Raw genomic sequence first — 17874 nt, 5'->3', positions numbered from 1 at the left:
ATTCCTTGGGGAGAGGTGGAGATGACCGGACTCCAGAGCTTTGCCGGCCAAGCAGTTGACTTCGGTACGTTCCAACCGATCTGGGCGCTGATCGAGGAGCAGGTCGACCGCCATCCCGAGCGCCCGGCGGTGACATTCGACGGCCGGATGCTCACTTATCGGCAGTTGGACGGGCTGGTGAACGGCCTGGCGGGCACACTGGCCGAGCGCGACGTGGGCAAGGGCGACGTGATCGCGGTCCTGCTGGTCAACTCGCTGGAACTGCCCGTCACCTACCTGGCACTGATGAAGCTGGGCGCCGCCTTCGTACCGCTCGACCCCTCGTGGCCGGAGGACCGGATCCGCAACACCTTCGGGGTGCTGCCGGCTGGGCCGATCCTGTGCGCCACCGACGATGCGCTGCCGCGGGAGTTACGGCATCGCGCGGTCACCGTCGAGGTCGGCCGGATCGACCCGGCGCCCCGGCGCGCGCCGGTGGCGGTGGACCCCGATGACCTGATCTACGGCTACTTCACCTCGGGCACCACGGGCACGCCGAAGTGCGCGATGAACCGGCACGCGGGGCTGACCAACCGGTTTCGCTTCATGACGCGGTACTTCGCCGCGACCGGTGACGACGTGGTCCTGCAGAACAGCAGGCACACCTCCGACTCCTCGCTCTGGCAGTTGTTCTGGCCGCTGACCACGGGCGGCCACACCGTCCTGCCCGTACAGGGTGAGTTCCTCAACCTGCAGCACACCATCGACCTGATCGCCGAGTACGGCATCACGACCGCGGACTTCGTCTCCAGCGTGTTCAACGCGCTGGTGGCCATCGTGGACAGCGACGAGCAGGCGCTGCGGAAGCTCTCATCGCTCCGGCGGCTCATCGTCGGCAGCGAGGCGGTCAACTCGCAGGCGGTGCACCGGCTGCTGGCGCTGCTGCCGGGCCTTCAGGTGACCAATGGCTACGGGCCGACGGAGGCGTCCATCGGGATGGTCTTCCACCGCGTGTCCGCCGCAGATGGGGACACGATTCCGCTGGGCCGCCCGATCGACAACTGCTATGCCGTGGTGGTCGACGACGACCTGCGTCCGGTGCCACCGGGCGCCACCGGGGAGATCGTCATCGGTGGCGACTGCCTCGGCGAGGGGTACTTGGGTGACCCCGCCGCCACCGCCAAGGCGTTCGTCCGCAATCCGTTCCCAGAGGACATCCCCGGAGACCGGCTCTATCTCACCGGCGATCTCGGTCATCTGGATGACGAAGGCCGGTTATTCTTCTCCGGGCGCAAGGACTTCCAGGTCAAGATCCACGGTGTCCGGATCGAGCTGGGCGAGATCGAGGTTGCGGCCGAGAGGTGCCCCGGCGTCCGGCAGGCCGAGGTCCTGGTGGCCGAGCAGGCAGGGACAAAAGCGCTGGCCTTGTTCGCCTCCGGCGGCGGCCTCACCGAGGCCGGACTTCGCGAGCATTTGGGCCGCACCCTGCCCAGGACCAGCATGCCCCGCTACTTCTTCCTGCTGCCGGAGATGCCGCTGAACGACAACGGCAAGGTCGACCGAGGGCGGCTCCAGGCGGTCCTCGACGGCCGGCTCACCGAGGACACCGCCCGGCTGGCCGAGAGCGCGCCGACGGCGACCCTGGCCGACCAGGTCCTGCGGACGCTACGGTCGGCGCTCGGCCGGCCCGGCCTCACCGCCGACGCGCACTTCGCGGAGGCCGGCGGCGACTCCATCCAGGCCTTGTCCGTGGTGCACATGATCACCGCGGAGTGCGGCGTACGGGTCGACGTCAAGGATCTCTACGACCACCCCACCGCGGACGAGCTGACGCCGCTGATCGAACGGCGGCGGCGCGACGGCGTGGCCATCGAGGACGAGTCCGTGCTCATGGCCCGCGACGCGACGGTGCCCGAGAGTGAGCCCGTCCGGCCCGCCGACCGGTCGGGGAAGCTGCGGACCGTCCTGGTCACCGGGGCGACCGGCTTCGTCGGCAGCCGCCTGATCCATGAGCTGCTGGCCCGCACCGACCTGCGGGTACGCTGCCTCGCCCGGGCCGCCGACGACGCCGCCGCGACCGCGCGGGTCGTCGGCGCGCTCATCGAGCGGGGTCTGTGGGAGCCGCGGTTCGCCGACCGGCTTGAGGGGTACGCGGGCGACCTGGCGTTACCGGGCCTCGGGCTGTCCGCCCGTACCTGGGAACACCTGGCACGCACCTGCGACCTGGTGCTGCACAACGGCGCCCTGGTCAACTTCCTGTTCGACTACCGCGCCCATCGTCAGGTCAACGTCCGGGGCACCATCGAGCTGGTCCGGCTCGCGATGGCCTACCGGGCCGTACCGGTGCACTATGTGTCGACACTCGCGGCGCTCCAGGACGAGGCGCTCCGGCACGACGACCGGCTCCCCGAGGACTACGAGCCGTCCCTGGCCAGGACGCCCGCCGGCGGGTACAGCCGGTCCAAGTGGATCGCCGAACGGTACCTCGCCGAGGCCCGGCGCCGGGGCGCGTTGGTCACCGTGCTCAGGCTCGGCGAGGTGATGCCGAGCGCGGACAACGGATATCCGAATCCGGTGGCGTTCACCCATCTGCTGCTGTCGGCCTTCCTGCGGCTGGGCGTCCGGCCGGACGTCGCCACGCGGTCCGACTACACCCCGGTCGACTATGTGGCGGCCCGGGTGGCGGCGGCGGTGTGCGACCGCGCCGTCTGGGGCCGTACCCTGCACGTCTTCCGCGCGGAGAGCGTCTGCTTCGACGACGTCCTGGCGCGCGCCGGCGCGGCCATCGCACCGATCCCGTGCGGGGACTTCGTGACGCTGGTCCGCGAGGCGGGCCGGACGACCGCTGACCGTGAGCTGACCACGCTCGCCTCGCTCCTGCCCACCCCGCGGGGCGCGGACGAGGACGGACTGAAGCAGGCGTTCGCCGGCCTGCTGACCGACAACCCCGCGCTGTTCCGCAAGGACGAGTGCCGCCGGCTCGAACAGCGGTGGCAGCTCGACGACGGCAGCCTGGACGGCTCGATCACCGCGTACCACGCCCGGCTGGCGAGCGGCCGCGCGGTGAAAGGACATCGACAGGTCCCCACCGGCTGAGAACAAGAGGGTTCAAGGGATGCGACACCGCAAGATGGGAAACCTCGGCTGGGAAGTCAGCGAGGTCGGATACGGCATGTGGGGCATCGGCGGCGGCCCCGGCAACTTCACCGGCTGGGACTACGACGTCGCCCCCCGCTGCCTCGACGAGGCAGTCGCGCTGGGCTGCACCTTCTTCGACACGGCCTGGGTGTACGGGCGAGGGATCAGCGAGCAGTTGCTCGGCGCGCTGCTCCGCCGCCATCCCGACCGGAGGCTGTACGTCGCCACGAAGATCCCCCCGAAGAACCGCGAATGGCCGCCGGGACCGGACGACACCCTCGACGACGCCTACCCGGCGGACCACATCAGGGAGTACACGTACAGAAGCCTGGAGAACCTCGGAGTGGCGCGCATCGACCTGATGCAGTTCCACACCTGGGAGGACCGGTGGGCGGCCGACGAGCGCTGGCAGGAGGCCGTCACCGACCTCAAGCGTGAAGGGGTCATCGACGCGGTCGGCATCAGCGTCAACCGGTGGGAACCGGCCAACTGTTTCGCCGCCCTCGACACCGGTCTCATCGACGTCATCCAGGTGATCTACAACATCTTCGACCAGGCGCCCGAGGACGAGCTGTTCGACCGCGCGCTGCGCGACGGCGTCGGGATCATCGCCCGCGTCCCGTTCGACGAGGGCACGCTCACCGGCACGCTGACCGCCGGCAGCACCTGGCCGGAGGAGGACTGGCGCAGCACCTACTTCTGCGCGGAGAACCTCCAGCCGAGCGTCGAACGGGCCGAGCGCCTCAAGGCGGCCGTCCCCGAGGGCACGTCGCTCCCCGAACTCGCCCTGCGGTTCATCCTCAACCATCCGGCGGTCAGCACGGTCATCCCGGGCATGCGCCGACCCGCACATGTACGGGCGAACCTCGCGGTCAGCGACGGCCGGCCGCTCGATGAAGCGCTGCTCCAGGAGCTCCGCGGGCACCGCTGGGACCGCGTCCCGGCCTGGTGGTCGGGGTGAACCCGGTGATCATCATGTGGGCGCACTCCCGCTCCGCCTCGACGGCGTTCCTGCGCATGATGATCGAGCGCGGCGATGTGACCGTCCTGCACGAGCCGTTCCTCGCCCTGACCGAGGAAGGAGCGGTCCCGCTCGGCGGCCAGGCGATGGCACGCTCGGAGAAGGACCTTCTCATGGGCCTCAAAGAGCTGGCCCGCGTGCGGCCGGTGTTCGTCAAGGAGGTCCTCGACTACGAGTACCCCTACCTCTTCGACCACCCCGGCGAGCTAGCCGGGATCGTCCACACCTTCATCGTCCGCGACCCCAAGCCGACCATCAGCTCGCACTACGCGATCAAACCGGCGGTGACCTGCGCGGAGATCGGCTACGAGCGCCTGCACCGGCTGTTCGAGCTGGTCTGGTCGGCCACCGGGCGCAGGCCGCTCGTCATCCGCACGGAACGGCTGGTGCGGGAGCCGGCGAAGGTGGCCGAGGTCTTCTGCGAGTACGCCGGCCTGCCGTTCCTCCCCCGGGCGCTCACATGGGACTCAGGGGATCGGCCCGAGTGGCGGCGGACCCGCCGATGGCATCTCGACGCGAGCAGCAGCGCCGGCTTCGAGGACCGCCGGAACACCTACCCGGACACCGTCGACAACCACCCCGCCCTCAAGGCGTTCTACGACCACCATCTGCCCTTCTACCAGCGGCTCATCCAGCACGACTTCTGACCGGGAGCACCCATGTCAACGGACACAGCCCCAGCCGGCGCGCCGACCGTGAAGCAGTCCCCGGGCGAGGCATTCGCGCGGGCGTTCGCGGCCGATCCCAGCCACGCGGAGGTGACCTTCGACTACACCATCACCGAGGCACACGAGCCGACCAAGGACCGGCCCCGGCTGACCGTGCGCAACCTGCTCAAGGTCCGCCCGGCCGACGACGTCGCCCGGTTCTGGACCGAGTCCCGGCCCAGCGAGGAGGAGCGGAAGGCGGTACGCGACTCCGACGTCCGCCGCGAGGCGGCGTTCAGGTTCGGCATGGCCGAGGCCGGGGTGCACCCGATCCGGGCATGGGTCCAGATCCCCGACGGGCTGGCCGACGACCCGGCCGCGCTGGCCACCTTCCTCGACTACCGGCTCCTGGTACGGCTCGCCACCGCGGAGAACCTCGCGCTGACCAACCTCCTGCTCGACCACCCGGAGATCGCCCGGCTCCCCTACGACACCGACTACGTCGCCGGAGTCCTGGCGGCCTGTGACGAGGTCGAACAGTCAGGCGCCACGCCGCACGCGATGATCATCAACCCGAACGACTACTACCACTGGCTCGTCGGCCGCAACGGCCTGCTGACGGACCTGGCCACGGGCAACGGCATGAAGATCTGCCGCAACCGGTGGATCAGCCCGGGGTCCGCCCTCGTCGGTGACATCTCCGTGGCGGCCAGGCTCCTCGACGGACGTCGCTCGGTGATCCGCGTGGCCGAACCTCCGCCCGGCACGTTCGCCCGGCCGGGCGTGGCCGTCTGCGCGGAGGTGTGGGAGGGAGTCGCGGTCCATCTCCCGACGCTGTTCTTCCTCGTCACCCCTGCGGAGAAACACTGATCAAACGGCCGGCGATGAATCGCCCTATATGCCGTACTTTGAATTTCATGGCAATGAGGAGACAAAGGCGTCCGCGGGGCGCCTGACGAAAGGCGGACGGCCGTGACGGACACACATGAGGAATATCGGCGCAACGGCTGGTGGCGAAACGCGACCTTCCTGGATGACCTTCGGCATAACGTGGCGGCATTTCCCGGCAAGCCCGCGCTGATCAGCCGACGGGTCGCCGACGGCCGTACCGACGTCGTCACCTACGCGGAACTGGACCGGCTGACCGACCGAATCGCCCACGGCCTGATCCGGCTGGGCGTGCGGCCCGGGGATTATGTCGCGATCCAATTACCCAATCGCCGGGAGATGCTGCCTCTGACGCTGGCCTGCATCAAAGTGGGCGCGCGTATCGCGCCGCAGTTCCCCATCTACCGGCATCGCGAGCTCGACTTCATGATCCGGCTGACCGAGGCGCGCGTCTTCATCACCGTGAACCGCCTCGGTGACCTGCCGACCGCGGAGACCGCGATGACGCTCGCGAGCGAGATCCCGACCCTGGAGCACGTCGTCGTCCTCGGCGGCGACGGCCCAGCCGGGTCACTCGGATTCGAGGAGCACCTGCTCGACCCCGAACCCGGTGACCCCGCGGACCTGGCCGGGCGCGCGCTGGGCCCGGACGATCCGTTCCTCATCCTGTTCACCTCGGGGACGACCGGAGAGCCCAAAGGCGCGCTGCACAGCCAGAACACCCTGCATGCCGCCATCCGCGGCTACGGGGACGCGTACGGCCTGGACGACAGCCTGGTCATCATGACGGCGCAGACCTCCATGCACTATGTGGGCCTGGTGATGACGTACCTACAGGCGTTGATGCTGGGCGGCACCGCGGTCACGGCCGACCTCTGGAACCCCGGCGTCTACCTCGACCTCATGGCCGAGCACGGCGTCACGATGTATTACGGCACGCCGCCCTTCGCCCGGGAGATCAGCGAGGAGCAGAAGGCCAATCCGCGGAAGATCCCCACTCTGCAGATCTTCGTGTCCGGCTCGGCGCCCGTACCGCCGCACCTGGTGGAGCAGGTGAGCGAGATCCTCGGAGTACGGGTGTACGCGCTGTGGGGCATGACCGAGAACGGCGGCGTCACCATGACCCGGCCAGAAGACCCGCCGGAGCGGGCGGGCGAGAGCGACGGCACCGTCGTGGCCGGCATGGAGGCGCGCATCGTCGACGAGGAGAACCAGCCGGTCCAGGCCGGCGAGATCGGCGCGTTGCAGGTACGCGGCGCGGCCCAATGCCTCGGCTACTACCGGCGCGACGACATCTACGCCAAGTCGGTCACGCCGGACGGCTGGTTCGACACCGGCGACCTGGCCCGCGACGACGGCTACGGCGGCGTGCGCATCTCCGGCCGGACCAAGGACGTCATCATCGCGAACATGTGTCTCAAGCTGCCGGTCAGCGACATCGAGGCGCTGCTCGGCCGGCACCCCGCCGTCCGCGACATCGCGCTCATCGGCATCCCGGACCCCAAACTGGTCGAACTGGTGTGCGCCGTGGTGACGCCGTCGGGTGAGCCGCCCACGCTGGAGGACCTGCGGACCCACCTGGAGGACGCCGGCGTGAACAGCTGGTTCTGGCCCGAGCGCCTCGAACTCGTCGAGGCGATGCCACGGACCCTCACCGGCAAGATCCGAAAGGTCGAGCTCCGGGAGCGGTTCGGCGCGGCGTCCAGCTGAGATGCGCGGATCCCGCGCGCTCCCGCTGGCGGTGCTGTGCGGGAGCGCCTTCCTCGGTGCGATCGACGTACAGCTGGCGAACATCGCGTTCCCCGACATGCTCCGGAGCTTTCCGAGCAGCGGGCTGCCCGAACTGTCGTGGGTGTTCAACGGCTACGCGATCACGTTCACGGCGGCGCTGCTGCCGGCGGGCGGCCTGGCCGACCGGTTCGGCTATCGCCGGGTCTTCCTCGCCGGTCTGACAGTGTTCGTGATCGGCGCCGCCCTGTGCGCGGTCGCCCCCTCGGCCGGCATCCTGATCGCCGCCAGGGTCGTGCAGGGCGTGGGCGGCGGCGTGATCACCCCGCTGACCCTGGCCCTGATCCTGCCGTACTACCCGCCGGAGCGGCGTGGCACGGCGATCGGACTGTGGAGCGCGACGCAGTCGGTGGCGACCGCCTCCGGGCCCTCGCTCGGCGGGCTGCTGGTCGGCGTCTGGGACTGGCGCACGGTGTTCTTCCTGCACCTGCCGGTCGGGCTCGTCGTGCTGGCCGGCGCGTGGCGGACCCTGGCCCGCACGCCCCCGTCCACCCCGTCCCGGCTGCCGGACATCGTCGGCCTGATCCTGCTGGTGGCGGCCATCGGCCTGCCCTCCCTGGCCATCGTGCAGAGTGACGCGTGGGGGCCGGGCAGCCCGGGTACGATCACCGCCCTGGTCGCGGGCGTCGTGTTCGGCGTGCTGTTCGTTCGGCGGGCCCGCTCGCACCCCGCTCCCATCGTGGACCTGAGAATCCTCCGGGCGAGGAGTACGCAGCGGGCCAACCTGGCGATGTTCCTGCTCGGCCTGGTGATGTTCGCCCTGCCACTGGCCAACATCCTGTTCCTGACCAGGATCTGGGGATATTCCGAGACCCAGGCGGGGCTCGCCGTCACTCCAGGAGCGGTCGCGCAGGTCCTCACCGCACCGATCGCCGGACGGCTGGCGGCGAGAACCGGGCATCGCAGGCTGGCGCTGTGCGGTGTCGTGCTGCTGTCGCTCGCCACGGCCTGCCTGGCGGTCGCGACCGGAGGCGGCCCGGCCTACCTCACGGTGGTCTTCCCCGCGGTCGTCGTCACCGGGGTGGGCATCGCCGTGCTGGTCACGTCGCTCAGTGGAGCCGCCGTCGCCGAGATCCCGCCCGCGCGGCTCGCCACCGGCACCGCCTTGTCCGTCACCTCGCGGGCCTGTGGCGCGGTCATCGGCGTGTCGGCGCTCGTGCTGGTCCTGTCGGGGCACCGCGTCGGCGTGATCGGCGCCTATCACGGCGTCTGGGCGACCATGCTCGGGATCTGCGCCTTCATCGCCGTCGCCGCCGCGGGTCTGCGCAGTCCAGAGGCACCCGCCACGGCGGACGCCGGTCAGCGCGAATCCGGCGCGGAGCCGCCGTGACCGACGGGTTCCAAGAGCAGAACGGCTGACCGGGCCCGAGGTGAGCCAACCTCAAACGTACGGTCCGCAACTGGCTGCGCTGCGTAGTCATACCCGTTGAATCCACGGAGGCGCCGCCGCCCGGGGAACTTCCATCGATCAAGCTCCGGTCGCCCGCCAGCGGAGTCCAAGTCTCGCGCGGCGCCTCTTGGCTTCCTTCTCCACCAGCAGGACGGCGCGTCGTTCGACGTCGGTGTAATACTCGTCCACATCAAGCCGCTCGTCCGCGACCTGCTCGGCTCTTTCGATGACTTCGTCACTCACAGTAGGTCCGTTTTCCATTTAGGCTCCCTCCCTGCATTGACTGCCCCTTCGATGCGCTGCCATCAAAGTCTCACAGAGCACGAACATGCGCCAGACCTGCGGCCAGCGCTCCGCCGAGCAGTCTGAGCGCTTCTACATCCGAATCTTCGAACGCTTTCGCCTCGGGCGAGACCACCACGAGCAGCCCTTCTTTGAGACCGGCCTCCTTGACGCCGACAGAGCTGGCGATACAGCTCTTATACCGGGGCTTCCCCATCTCCAGGACGTCGAGGAAACAATCTTCCCGGCTAATATCATCTACGCGCTTCACCCGCAGATGGTTCGATGCGAATTGCAGGAGATCTTTATCGTGATCACCATCGACACCCAACCTGCTCCGCGGCGAGCCGACTCCCCAGAGCGCGCTTACCAGTTGTAGATACCCATCCTGTCCGAACTTATAGTAAGCGGCCCGAGTCAAGCTCGGTTGCTTGGCATGGCTGCAGGTACGCCTGGCCGCGGCGACGATCTGGTGGATCAGAATATCGGCCGCGGCCTGCGCCTGGAGCGCGTCGTTCTTACTGCACAGCCGGCCGAGGGCGACAATGACCGGGAGGCCTCCGCCGGACAGCGTCCGAGCCATTCGCGCGGCGATCTCTTTGTAGCCGCCATCGCTCGTGTGCCTCAGCCATATCGAAAGTCCGCCGAGCGCCGCGCAAATCAATAAAGCCAGGACAACGGCATCGTGAGCCTGATCATCGACAAGTGTGACCGCGACTCCCAGGCCCGGGACCGCCATTCCAAGAATTGCCGTGACGGGCAGGTTGAGGAGCGCCTTGTCGGCGAAACTCCGCATGACCTGCCAGGCGCGCTTGCTTTTCATCAGCCGACGTCCTTTGCCGATCTTGAGCTACCGGTCCACAGAAGTATCCGCCGTGACAAGATAACGTGAGCCAGGCGCTGTAGCCACAAGAATGTTCATAGACAGAGGATCATCACCAATCCGACACCACAGTGATCGGACATCTCTCCTATAAGCCACCTAAGTGATTAGTCGGGCTGGACGCCGCGGCAATTAAAAACAAACAATGGCACTCATCAATTACGGGAAGTCATGCCGAACCTCGCGTCGGACTCGACCGGCGCGCGCGGAAGCGACGGAACGCGACGAGGAGGACCGCCCCGGCGATGAGGGCTACCAGCCCGGCGCCCGCGAGGGCCAGCGTCCACGGGGAGTCCAATGACCCCGGCAGGCCCGACGTTCCGGGCTTTTCGGGGAAGGTGAGCGTTCCGGTCGCCGTATGGCTGATCCGGCCGCTGCGCAGGGTGAGGTGGAACCTCCATGGCCCGGCGGGCAGGTCGTCGCCCATCAGTGCGACGACGTTTCCCTGGTCGCCGGGCGCCAGGGTGGTGTCGCGGTTGACCGGGAAGGGCCCGGCGCGCAGAAAGCTCGGCCCGTCCGACAGCGACAGCTCTCCGCCGAAGTCGAGCGCGCGTTCGCCGGTGTTGGAGACGTCCACCACGATCTTCAGCTGTCCGTCCTCGGTTCGCCCCGGCACCACCTCGCCGATCTCGAAGTCCGAGGGCGGCTCCCCGCCCAAGCCCACATCGAGATAGGAGCGGATCCCGACGCGATGGACGAGCTTCACGTTTCCCTTCGCTCCAGGTTTGTCGGAGGAGACCTGTGCCCATACGACGGCGTACCGCTCTCCCTTGCTGGCCCATTGCGGCACGGCGACAGTGGCCTTCACCCGCGTCCTGCCGTTCGCCGGCAGGTCGACGGACGAACGGTTGAGCCTGACCCACTCGCTCAGCTCGTTGGAGGTGCGGTCCGGCGCGAAGGTGAAGCGGCCACCCCTGATACCGGCGGCGGCCGCGTACAACTCCACGTGCTGAGGCTCGCGTGAGGTGCTGTAGACCTCAAGGCTCCGGGTGAAGGTGGTGCCCGGATTGACATGGTCGACGATGAAGACGCGCGAACGGGGGTCGTCCATCCGGTTGGCGGGGACCTCCAGCAGCTTGATGCCGATGCCGTCCCTGCCGCCCGAACCCGTCCCGTCCCGGCTCCCCGAGTGCGCGACCGCGGGAGCGCTGATCACCACGTGCAGCAGGAGCGCCATCAGCGTCGTGTAGACGGGCCTGCGCAACAGCGAGGTAGGCATATGAGCTAGGCGATGGAGTGGTTCACCGTGCCGGTATAGGTGCCTGCCACCGCTTGGGCGGGGAGGTTGATGACGAGCCACGGGGTCCATGTGCAGGAGTTGTCACCGGAGCCGGTGACCTTGCTGTAGGCGGTGCGCGATACGTTCAGCGATTGCGCGGCCGCCGCGTTGACCTGGCCGGGGACGAAGGTGCCGGTACCAGTGGTGGCGGTCGCGGCGCCGGACCAGTACAGAACATCCGTGTTGGGAATGGTCTCCGCGGGGGTGCCACCGCCCGTCGTGAAGCCACCCGCCGAGGCGTCCACCGACGACACCCAGGTGGCGACGAGCGCGGCCCGCTCGTCGGTCACGGTGACCGGGCCAAGAACTGCAGTGATCTGCTGGCCCCCCGCGCCATCTCCGATGAGCTTGGAATCCGGCACGCTGACCTTCAGGCCGTCCTCGGCGGTCACGGTGAAGGTCACCGTGGTGGGACAGGTGGTCGAGTCCGGGCACTCCTCGGCCTGCGAGGGAAGGGCCACCATCGTGGCGGCCAGCACACCGGCGGCACCGACCAGCGGGAGGCGCAGACAGCTCTTGAACATTGCCGATTCCTTCCGTAGAACCCGGCGTCCTGTCTGGATGCGCTCCCGGGTGATCTCATCCTGCTCCGCGATCACCCGCCTGAAACGGCCCGAGCAAGCATCTATCAACTCTTTGTGATCATATGATGACTATATGTAATCATTGGCTGCGGCGTTCAGTCTGAGTAGCGCCGCTGTCTCACGCTGGCGGCCAGCGCGGCGGCTCGGGCCGCCTCCGTCGGTGTGAACGGCAACGCGGGGCGGCTGACCAGGAGCGCCCGTTCGGGATGGACGGAGATCACCATGGTGGTGCCGGACTCGCCGCCGCCGGCGACGGTGTCTCCGGGAAGTCGCCATTGGACGTCCGTGGCGCGCAGGAGCTCCGCCATCGCATGGGGCAACTGCTCCGGATCCTCGCTGACGGCGTGGCCCAGGACGAGGGCCTGGACTCCGGGATCGACCAGGTCTTTGACGTACGCGCGGACGATGACGATGTCGAGCCCGCCGGCCTTTCCGACCGCCGACCGCAGGTCCTTCTCACTCAGCTGAGCGGGCGTCTCGACCACGAACTCGTCCAGCGCGTCGCAGCCGGACGGGGAGATCGCGCTACTGCCTGTCGCGGCGATGTGCAGGGCCAGGACGTTGCAGTCCAGCCTGGCGAACGCCGCGGCCAGTTCCGCCAGCCGGCCCGGACGGTCGACCACCCGAGTGCGGATACGCCACAGCTTCATGGGCCGGCCTCCCTCGATATCGATCACCTCGGCGGCGTGACGCCGGGTTCCGCGCCGCGTGCCGAGCCGTTTGTGGACGAAGGCACAGACGATCAGCCCCGCCCCGAGGGCGATCAGCACCGCGGGGCCCGGGGCGGAGTGCCCCATAAGAGTGGCGAACAGGTGGGCCAGACCGACCGCGACGAACAGCACCGCCAGCTCTACGACCTCACGCTTCCACGAGGCGGTGGCCTGCTCAGGAGTGTGCGCCCGATCTACATCTTTCGCATCGCTCATGGAGGCAGGATGGCAGCCGGCTGTTTCGCGGCCACGTGACGTGCGGTTTCGCCGACATTAACGCTCACGGGGCGCCGCGCCCGCGACTCGGCCCCGCAACGCGACGAGCCGGGGCCCGCACCTCTTCAGGTGCGAACCCCGGCTCGTTGTGCGTAACGTCAGGCGGGAACGATGTTCTCGGCCTGCGGGCCCTTCTGGCCCTGGGTGATGTCGAAGCTGACCTTCTGGCCTTCCTGCAGCTCGCGGAAGCCCTGGGCAGCGATGTTGGAGTAGTGGGCGAAGACGTCAGCGCCGCCGCCGTCCTGCTCGATGAAGCCGAAGCCCTTTTCTGCGTTGAACCACTTCACGGTGCCAGTCGCCATGTCGATCTCCTCTTGGATAGGCGCAGTAGTCAGAACCCGCACGTCACGGGCTCCACGTCGCCGAAATGACCCATCCGGAAATGACCGGCAAACAAAATGCGCCTGAGGGGGCTACGTCCCGTCAGGCGCACACAAAGTTCATTGGGTACCAGAACTGCAACTGAGTTCAGGATAGCACGTGACCCCTGCCGATGGGCCGACACGCCACCCTGTCAGTCCGCCGAGCGGGTGTGGTGGTCGAGGACGCGGCCCAGCAGGTCGACCAGCCGCTCGCGGTCGGCGGGTGACAGCGGGGCGAGCAGGTCGCGCTGGACCTCGCCCAGTACGACGTCGAGCTGATCGAGCCGCCGGCGGCCCTCCGGGGTCATGGTGATGACGTTGCGCCGCCGGTCGTCCGGATCGGGAGCGCGTACGACCAGCTTCTGGTCGGCGAGCTCGTTGACCATCGCGACGGTGTCGCTGCGGTCGATCCCGCAGCGCTGACTGAGGCTCGCCTGGCTCGCGGGGCCGAACTCCTCCAGCGCGGCGAGTATCGCGAAGTGGTAGCCCCGGGCGTCGATCGGGCTCAGCCCCTCGGTGAGCAGCCGGTGCGCGTGCAGCGAGGTCTTGTTGATCAGCCAGCTTGCTTTCCCGCGCAGGCGGCTGGGGGCTGTCTCCATGCGGAAAGTCTAGCCAATCCGTTGGCGCTCCCCACGATCCCTGCTACCGTTTGCCCGACAAACATTGGCCGAGCCAATCAATTTCGCGAGGTGTGACATGTCCACAGCAGTCGGCTCCTCCCGGCTTCCTTCCGACCCCGCCGCCCCGGTCCCCCGGCGCTGGTGGGCGCTGGCCGCGGTCGCGACCGCCCAGCTGATGATCGGACTGGACCTGACGATCATGAACATCGCGCTGCCGTCCGTACAGAGATCACTGGATCTGTCGGATCCGGACCGGCAGTGGGTGATCACGATCTTCGCTCTGGGGTACGGCGGGCTGCTGCTTGTGGGCGGCCGTCTGTCGGATCTCCTCGGCCGCAGGCGCAGCCTGATGATCGGGTTGACCGGGTTCGCCCTGGCTTCCGCGATCGGCGGTGCGGCGATCGGCCCGGCGATGCTGCTCACCTCTCGGGCTCTGCAGGGTGTCTTCGGGGCGCTGGTGACTCCGTCCGTGCTGGCGACGCTCGCCGCCACCTTTCCCACGCCCGCGGAGCGCGGTAAGGCGTTCGGGATCTACGGCACCGTCATGGGCAGTTCCTCCGGCGTGGGCGTCGTGCTCGGCGGGGTCCTCACCGACTACCTCGACTGGCGCTGGTGCATGTACGTGAACCTGCCGATCGCCTTCGTCGCCGGAGCCGGTGTGCTCTACGCGGTCCGTCCCGTGCCCCGCGCGGCGGGGGCACGCGTCGACGTCGCCGGGGCGCTGCTGGCGACCATCGGCCTGATGGCCCTGGTCCTGGGTTTCGCCCGAGCCGAACCGGACGGCTGGGGCGGGGCGAGCACCCTCGGGGCGCTGGCCGTCGGCGTCCTGGCGCTCGCCGCGTTCGTCTGGGTGCAGAGCAGGGTCGCCGGGCCGCTGCTGCCGCTGCGGGTGGTCCTCGACCGGCGTCGGAGCGGGTCCTATCTGGCGGTGCTCAGCCTGGCGGTGGGCATGTTCGCCGCGCTGTTCTTCCTCACCTTCTATCTGCAGAACGTGCTCGGCTATTCGCCGGTCCGGGCGGGTCTGGCCTTCCTGCCCCTCACCGCCGGGCTCATGCTGGGCGTACGCCTGGTGAGCCCGCTCCTCATGCGGGCGCCGGTGCGATCGCTGCTGTGCCCTGGGCTGCTGACGATCGCCGCCGGGCTCGCGCTCCTCGGTCTCCTACAGGTCGACAGCGGCTACTGGGCGCACGTGCTCCCGGTGTTCGCGCTGGTCGGCCTCGGAACCGGGTGGGTGCTGGTCGCCGCCAACAGCACCGCGACCCTCGGCGCGGGGGCCGACACCGCCGTGGCCGGGGCCATGGTCATGACCTCGCAGCAGATCGGCGCCTCGCTCGGCACGGCGCTGCTCAGCACGATCGCCGGGACGGTCGCCGCCGGCTATCTCCGCACGCATCCCACGGCAGCCGCCCGGGCGGCCGTTCACGGCTTCAACGTGGCGAGTCTCGGCGCCGCCGGGTTCCTCTGCCTGGCCGCGCTCGCGGTCTTCCTCATCACCGGCCCGCGGAGCTCCGGGCGTTAGCGGGTCAGGGCTTCCTGGCGATGCCGCCGTACATGAGGCGCTGACCGACGCTGAGCACCTCGGGGACGGTGTCCTCGGGACGCCACAGAGGCAGCGGGACGACTCCCGGCTCTAGCAGTTCGAACCCGTCGAAGAACCCGGTGATCTCCTCGGGGGTCCGGAAGCGGCCGGTGCCGAGCAGCGCGAGGAACTTCTTCTCCGCGTCGCGCGCGTCCTGGGTGGCGGAGCAGAAATGGGTGATGAACAGGTAGCTGCCCGAGGGGATCGCCGCCATGTAGGCATCGACGATGCCCTTCGGGTCCTCGCTGTCATGCAGGTGGTGCAGGATGCCGACCAGCATCAGGCCCACCGGCCGGCCCAGGTCGATGAGCCGCTTGACCGTCTCGTCACTCAGAATCGCCGCCGGGTCGCGCAGGTCGGACGTGACCACCCCGGTCCGGTCGTTCTCGGCCAGGATCGCCCGGCCGTGGGCCAGCACCATCGGGTCGTTGTCGACGTAGACCACGTGCGACTCCGGATTGGCGCGCTGCGCGACGTGATGCGTGTTCTCCACTGTCGGCAGGCCGGAGCCGAGATCGATGAACTGCGTGATGCCACGCTCGGAGAGAAGGCGCACGCCCCGGCCGAGAATCTGCCTGTTGTACGTGGCCACATCGTAGATCTCCGGGACGACCTTCACGATCTCGGCGACGAAGGCGCGGTCGACCTCGAAGTTGTCCTTGCCGTTGAGCACGACGTCATAGGCCCGGGCGATGCTGGGCCGCGTTGTGTCGATGCCGTTTGCCCACAAGTCCGACTTGTCGGTCACGGTGGACTCCTCGCGAGGTCGGAAACAGTGTTGATGATCATATGCCGGAAAGGTGAGGGAGGCGCGGTTTTGAGGGGGTAAGCGGGCCCCTAAACCCGGATAAGCGACCATTTCCTGACATGCCATTTGATGAATCTTGGGATGATTAATGGCGTATGTCGGATTTAGGCTTGGAGGGATTTCGCCAGCTGTCTCCAGCAGGAGGAACCCATGTCGAGGTTCATGGACGTCCACCACAACATGGTGGGCATCACCGACGAGCAGTTCCGTGAAGCGCACGAGGCCGACCTCGCGATCCAGGGAGAGGAGGGAGTGTCCTTCGTGCAGGCCTGGGCGGATCCCGACGAAGGTCTCATCTACTGCCTGTCCGACGCGCCGAGCGCGGAGGCCGTACAGCGGATCCACCAGCGGTCGGGCCACCCCGCCGACGAGATTCACCCCGTGCCGCTGGCTCTCTGACCGCGCTTCAGGAGGGCATTCGCGCCGCCGCCGCGGGCCTCGCCGGGGCGCGGCGGAAAGGTGATCCATGGGTGCTCGGCCAGTCGCCGGGGATCCAGGTGGTGCCCGGCGACGAGGCGCAGCCGTGCGCCTGGATGGCCGATGTGGAAACTCCGTTCGCCGGTTGGGATACGTGGAGCGCCGACTAGGGTCGCGGTGTGCCGAAAACACGCCCTTCTCCGTCCGCGATGTTCGACCGCATCGAGGAGTAAGGCGCGGAACAGGTGGTGTTCGGGAGCGACCCGGCCACCGGGCTGCGCTCGATCATCGTCATCCACGACACCACGCTCGGCCCCGCACTGGGCGGGGTGCGGATGTGGCCGTACGCGAGCGAGGCGGAGGCGCTCGCCGACGGCCTGCGCCTGGCGCGGGCCATGACGCTGAAGGCCGCGGCCGCGGGGCTCGGCCTCGGCGGCGGCGCCGCCATCGTCGTCGGCGATCCGGCACGCGACAAGTCCGAAGCCCTGCTGCGCGCCCACGGCCGGTTGATCGCCACGCTGGCGGCCGGTTGATCGCCACGCTGGCGGCCGGTTCATCCCGGTCAACGACGTCGGAACCGGGCAGGCGGACATCGAGGTCATCGGCCGCGAGACCGCGCCCGTCTGCGACAAAGGCGATCCCTCTCCGTACACGGCGCTGGGGGTTCTGGAATCGATCCGTGCCGGGCTGCGCGCCGCCCGAGGCTCCGGCGAGCTCGCCGGAACGGCCGTGGCCGTTCCGGGAGCCGGCAACGTCGGCTCCCACCTGACCCGCCTCCTGCGCGCGGAGTCCGCCGACGTGGTGATCGCCGACCTCGTCGGCGAACGCGACCGTGACGTGGCCGAACGGTACGGCGCGCGGCGGATGTCACCACAGGACATCGTCTCGGCCTCCTGTGACGTGTTCGCACCCTGTGCTCTCGGCGAGGTGGTGACGGAGGAGACGCTCCCCCGGCTGCGATGCCGCGTCATCGCCGGGGGCGCGAACAACGTGCTCGCCGAACCCGGTCTCGCCGACGCGCTCGCCGGGAAAGGCATCCTGTACGCGCCGGACTTCCTCGCCAACGCCGGAGGGCTGGTGTATCTGGAGGGCCGGCTGCTCGGTCACGACGACGCCCGCGCGGCCGCGCGGGTCAAGCGCGTGGGGGGATCGTCGCCGACGTCTTCGAGCGGGCGGACGGCGAGCACATCACCACGGTCGAAGCCGCCACCGCGATCGCGCAC

Annotated in this window: 17 protein-coding genes and 1 pseudogene; 10 read left to right on the top strand and 8 right to left on the bottom strand. The window is 68.8% G+C overall.

The genetic code is table 11. The features are described from left to right. Positions 1 to 21: 21 nt before the first annotated feature. From ACGFNP_RS29495 to ACGFNP_RS29470, 6 genes are all read left to right on the top strand, one after another. Positions 22 to 3075 carry an amino acid adenylation domain-containing protein gene (locus tag ACGFNP_RS29495; protein ID WP_393324488.1) on the top strand — a complete coding sequence of 1018 codons (3054 nt, stop codon included), beginning with the start codon at positions 22 to 24 and terminating at the stop codon, positions 3073 to 3075. A 19-nt stretch (positions 3076 to 3094) separates the two neighbouring features. Continuing rightward, complete coding sequence (locus ACGFNP_RS29490) at positions 3095 to 4078, top strand: aldo/keto reductase (RefSeq protein ID WP_393324485.1); 984 nt, start codon at positions 3095 to 3097, stop codon at positions 4076 to 4078. Then, positions 4075 to 4785 carry a sulfotransferase family protein gene (locus tag ACGFNP_RS29485; RefSeq protein WP_393324482.1) on the top strand — a complete coding sequence of 237 codons (711 nt, stop codon included), beginning with the start codon at positions 4075 to 4077 and terminating at the stop codon, positions 4783 to 4785. The genes ACGFNP_RS29490 and ACGFNP_RS29485 overlap by 4 nt, the downstream gene beginning before the upstream one ends. Before the next feature lie 12 nt (positions 4786 to 4797). Next, positions 4798 to 5655, top strand: coding sequence for a family 3 encapsulin nanocompartment shell protein (locus ACGFNP_RS29480; RefSeq protein WP_358312318.1), 858 nt, complete (start codon positions 4798 to 4800; stop codon positions 5653 to 5655). Between the two features lie 102 nt (positions 5656 to 5757). Beyond that, positions 5758 to 7383 (top strand): AMP-binding protein, encoded by a 1626-nt coding sequence (locus tag ACGFNP_RS29475; protein WP_393324478.1) that lies wholly within the window; start codon positions 5758 to 5760, stop codon positions 7381 to 7383. Between the two features lies 1 nt (position 7384). After that, positions 7385 to 8791 carry a DHA2 family efflux MFS transporter permease subunit gene (locus ACGFNP_RS29470; RefSeq protein WP_393324475.1) on the top strand — a complete coding sequence of 469 codons (1407 nt, stop codon included), beginning with the start codon at positions 7385 to 7387 and terminating at the stop codon, positions 8789 to 8791. A gap of 138 nt (positions 8792 to 8929) precedes the next feature. Here ACGFNP_RS29470 and ACGFNP_RS29465 read toward each other — a convergent pair whose 3' ends face one another. From ACGFNP_RS29465 to ACGFNP_RS29435, 7 genes are all read right to left on the bottom strand, one after another. After that, positions 8930 to 9094, bottom strand: coding sequence for a hypothetical protein (locus ACGFNP_RS29465; RefSeq protein ID WP_358312327.1), 165 nt, complete (start codon positions 9092 to 9094; stop codon positions 8930 to 8932). Positions 9095 to 9164: 70 nt separating this feature from the next. Continuing rightward, positions 9165 to 9956 carry a hypothetical protein gene (locus ACGFNP_RS29460; RefSeq protein WP_393324471.1) on the bottom strand — a complete coding sequence of 264 codons (792 nt, stop codon included), beginning with the start codon at positions 9954 to 9956 and terminating at the stop codon, positions 9165 to 9167. Between the two features lie 229 nt (positions 9957 to 10185). Further along, positions 10186 to 11235: a hypothetical protein gene (locus tag ACGFNP_RS29455; protein ID WP_393324468.1), complete on the bottom strand. Its 1050-nt coding sequence runs from the start codon at positions 11233 to 11235 to the stop codon at positions 10186 to 10188. 5 nt (positions 11236 to 11240) lie between these two features. Next, the gene (locus ACGFNP_RS29450) at positions 11241 to 11819 is read right to left on the bottom strand and encodes a hypothetical protein (protein WP_393324465.1); all 579 of its coding nucleotides are present in this window, start codon (positions 11817 to 11819) and stop codon (positions 11241 to 11243) included. 155 nt (positions 11820 to 11974) lie between these two features. Beyond that, positions 11975 to 12805, bottom strand: a complete 831-nt coding sequence (locus tag ACGFNP_RS29445; RefSeq protein ID WP_358312339.1) for an ACT domain-containing protein — start codon at positions 12803 to 12805, stop codon at positions 11975 to 11977. A 158-nt stretch (positions 12806 to 12963) separates the two neighbouring features. Further along, on the bottom strand, positions 12964 to 13167 hold the full coding sequence (locus ACGFNP_RS29440; RefSeq protein WP_030475722.1) for a cold-shock protein: 204 nt from the start codon (positions 13165 to 13167) through the stop codon (positions 12964 to 12966). 212 nt (positions 13168 to 13379) lie between these two features. After that, entirely contained in the window at positions 13380 to 13826 is a 447-nt protein-coding gene (locus ACGFNP_RS29435) for a MarR family winged helix-turn-helix transcriptional regulator (protein WP_393324460.1), read from the bottom strand. A gap of 97 nt (positions 13827 to 13923) precedes the next feature. Between ACGFNP_RS29435 and ACGFNP_RS29430 the strand changes: the two genes are divergently transcribed. Beyond that, positions 13924 to 15366, top strand: a complete 1443-nt coding sequence (locus ACGFNP_RS29430; protein WP_393324457.1) for an MFS transporter — start codon at positions 13924 to 13926, stop codon at positions 15364 to 15366. A 4-nt stretch (positions 15367 to 15370) separates the two neighbouring features. Here the strand turns inward: ACGFNP_RS29430 and ACGFNP_RS29425 are convergent, their stop codons facing one another. Beyond that, entirely contained in the window at positions 15371 to 16174 is an 804-nt protein-coding gene (locus tag ACGFNP_RS29425) for an SAM-dependent methyltransferase (RefSeq protein ID WP_358312348.1), read from the bottom strand. Positions 16175 to 16384: 210 nt separating this feature from the next. Between ACGFNP_RS29425 and ACGFNP_RS29420 the strand changes: the two genes are divergently transcribed. From ACGFNP_RS29420 to ACGFNP_RS29410, 3 genes and pseudogenes are all read left to right on the top strand, one after another. Further along, positions 16385 to 16633, top strand: coding sequence for an SCO4226 family nickel-binding protein (locus tag ACGFNP_RS29420; RefSeq protein ID WP_358312350.1), 249 nt, complete (start codon positions 16385 to 16387; stop codon positions 16631 to 16633). A 263-nt stretch (positions 16634 to 16896) separates the two neighbouring features. Then, on the top strand, positions 16897 to 17184 hold the full coding sequence (locus ACGFNP_RS29415; protein ID WP_393324453.1) for a Glu/Leu/Phe/Val dehydrogenase dimerization domain-containing protein: 288 nt from the start codon (positions 16897 to 16899) through the stop codon (positions 17182 to 17184). 331 nt (positions 17185 to 17515) lie between these two features. Then, a pseudogene (locus tag ACGFNP_RS29410) lies at positions 17516 to 17719 on the top strand (valine dehydrogenase); the annotation flags it as partial. Between the last annotated feature and the right edge of the window lie 155 nt (positions 17720 to 17874).

The sequence above is a fragment of the Nonomuraea sp. NPDC049269 genome (assembly GCF_043197155.1).
GTDB lineage: Bacteria > Actinomycetota > Actinomycetes > Streptosporangiales > Streptosporangiaceae > Nonomuraea.
The sequence above is the reverse complement of the archived record's forward strand: the minus strand, read 5'-3'. Positions and strand labels throughout refer to the sequence as shown.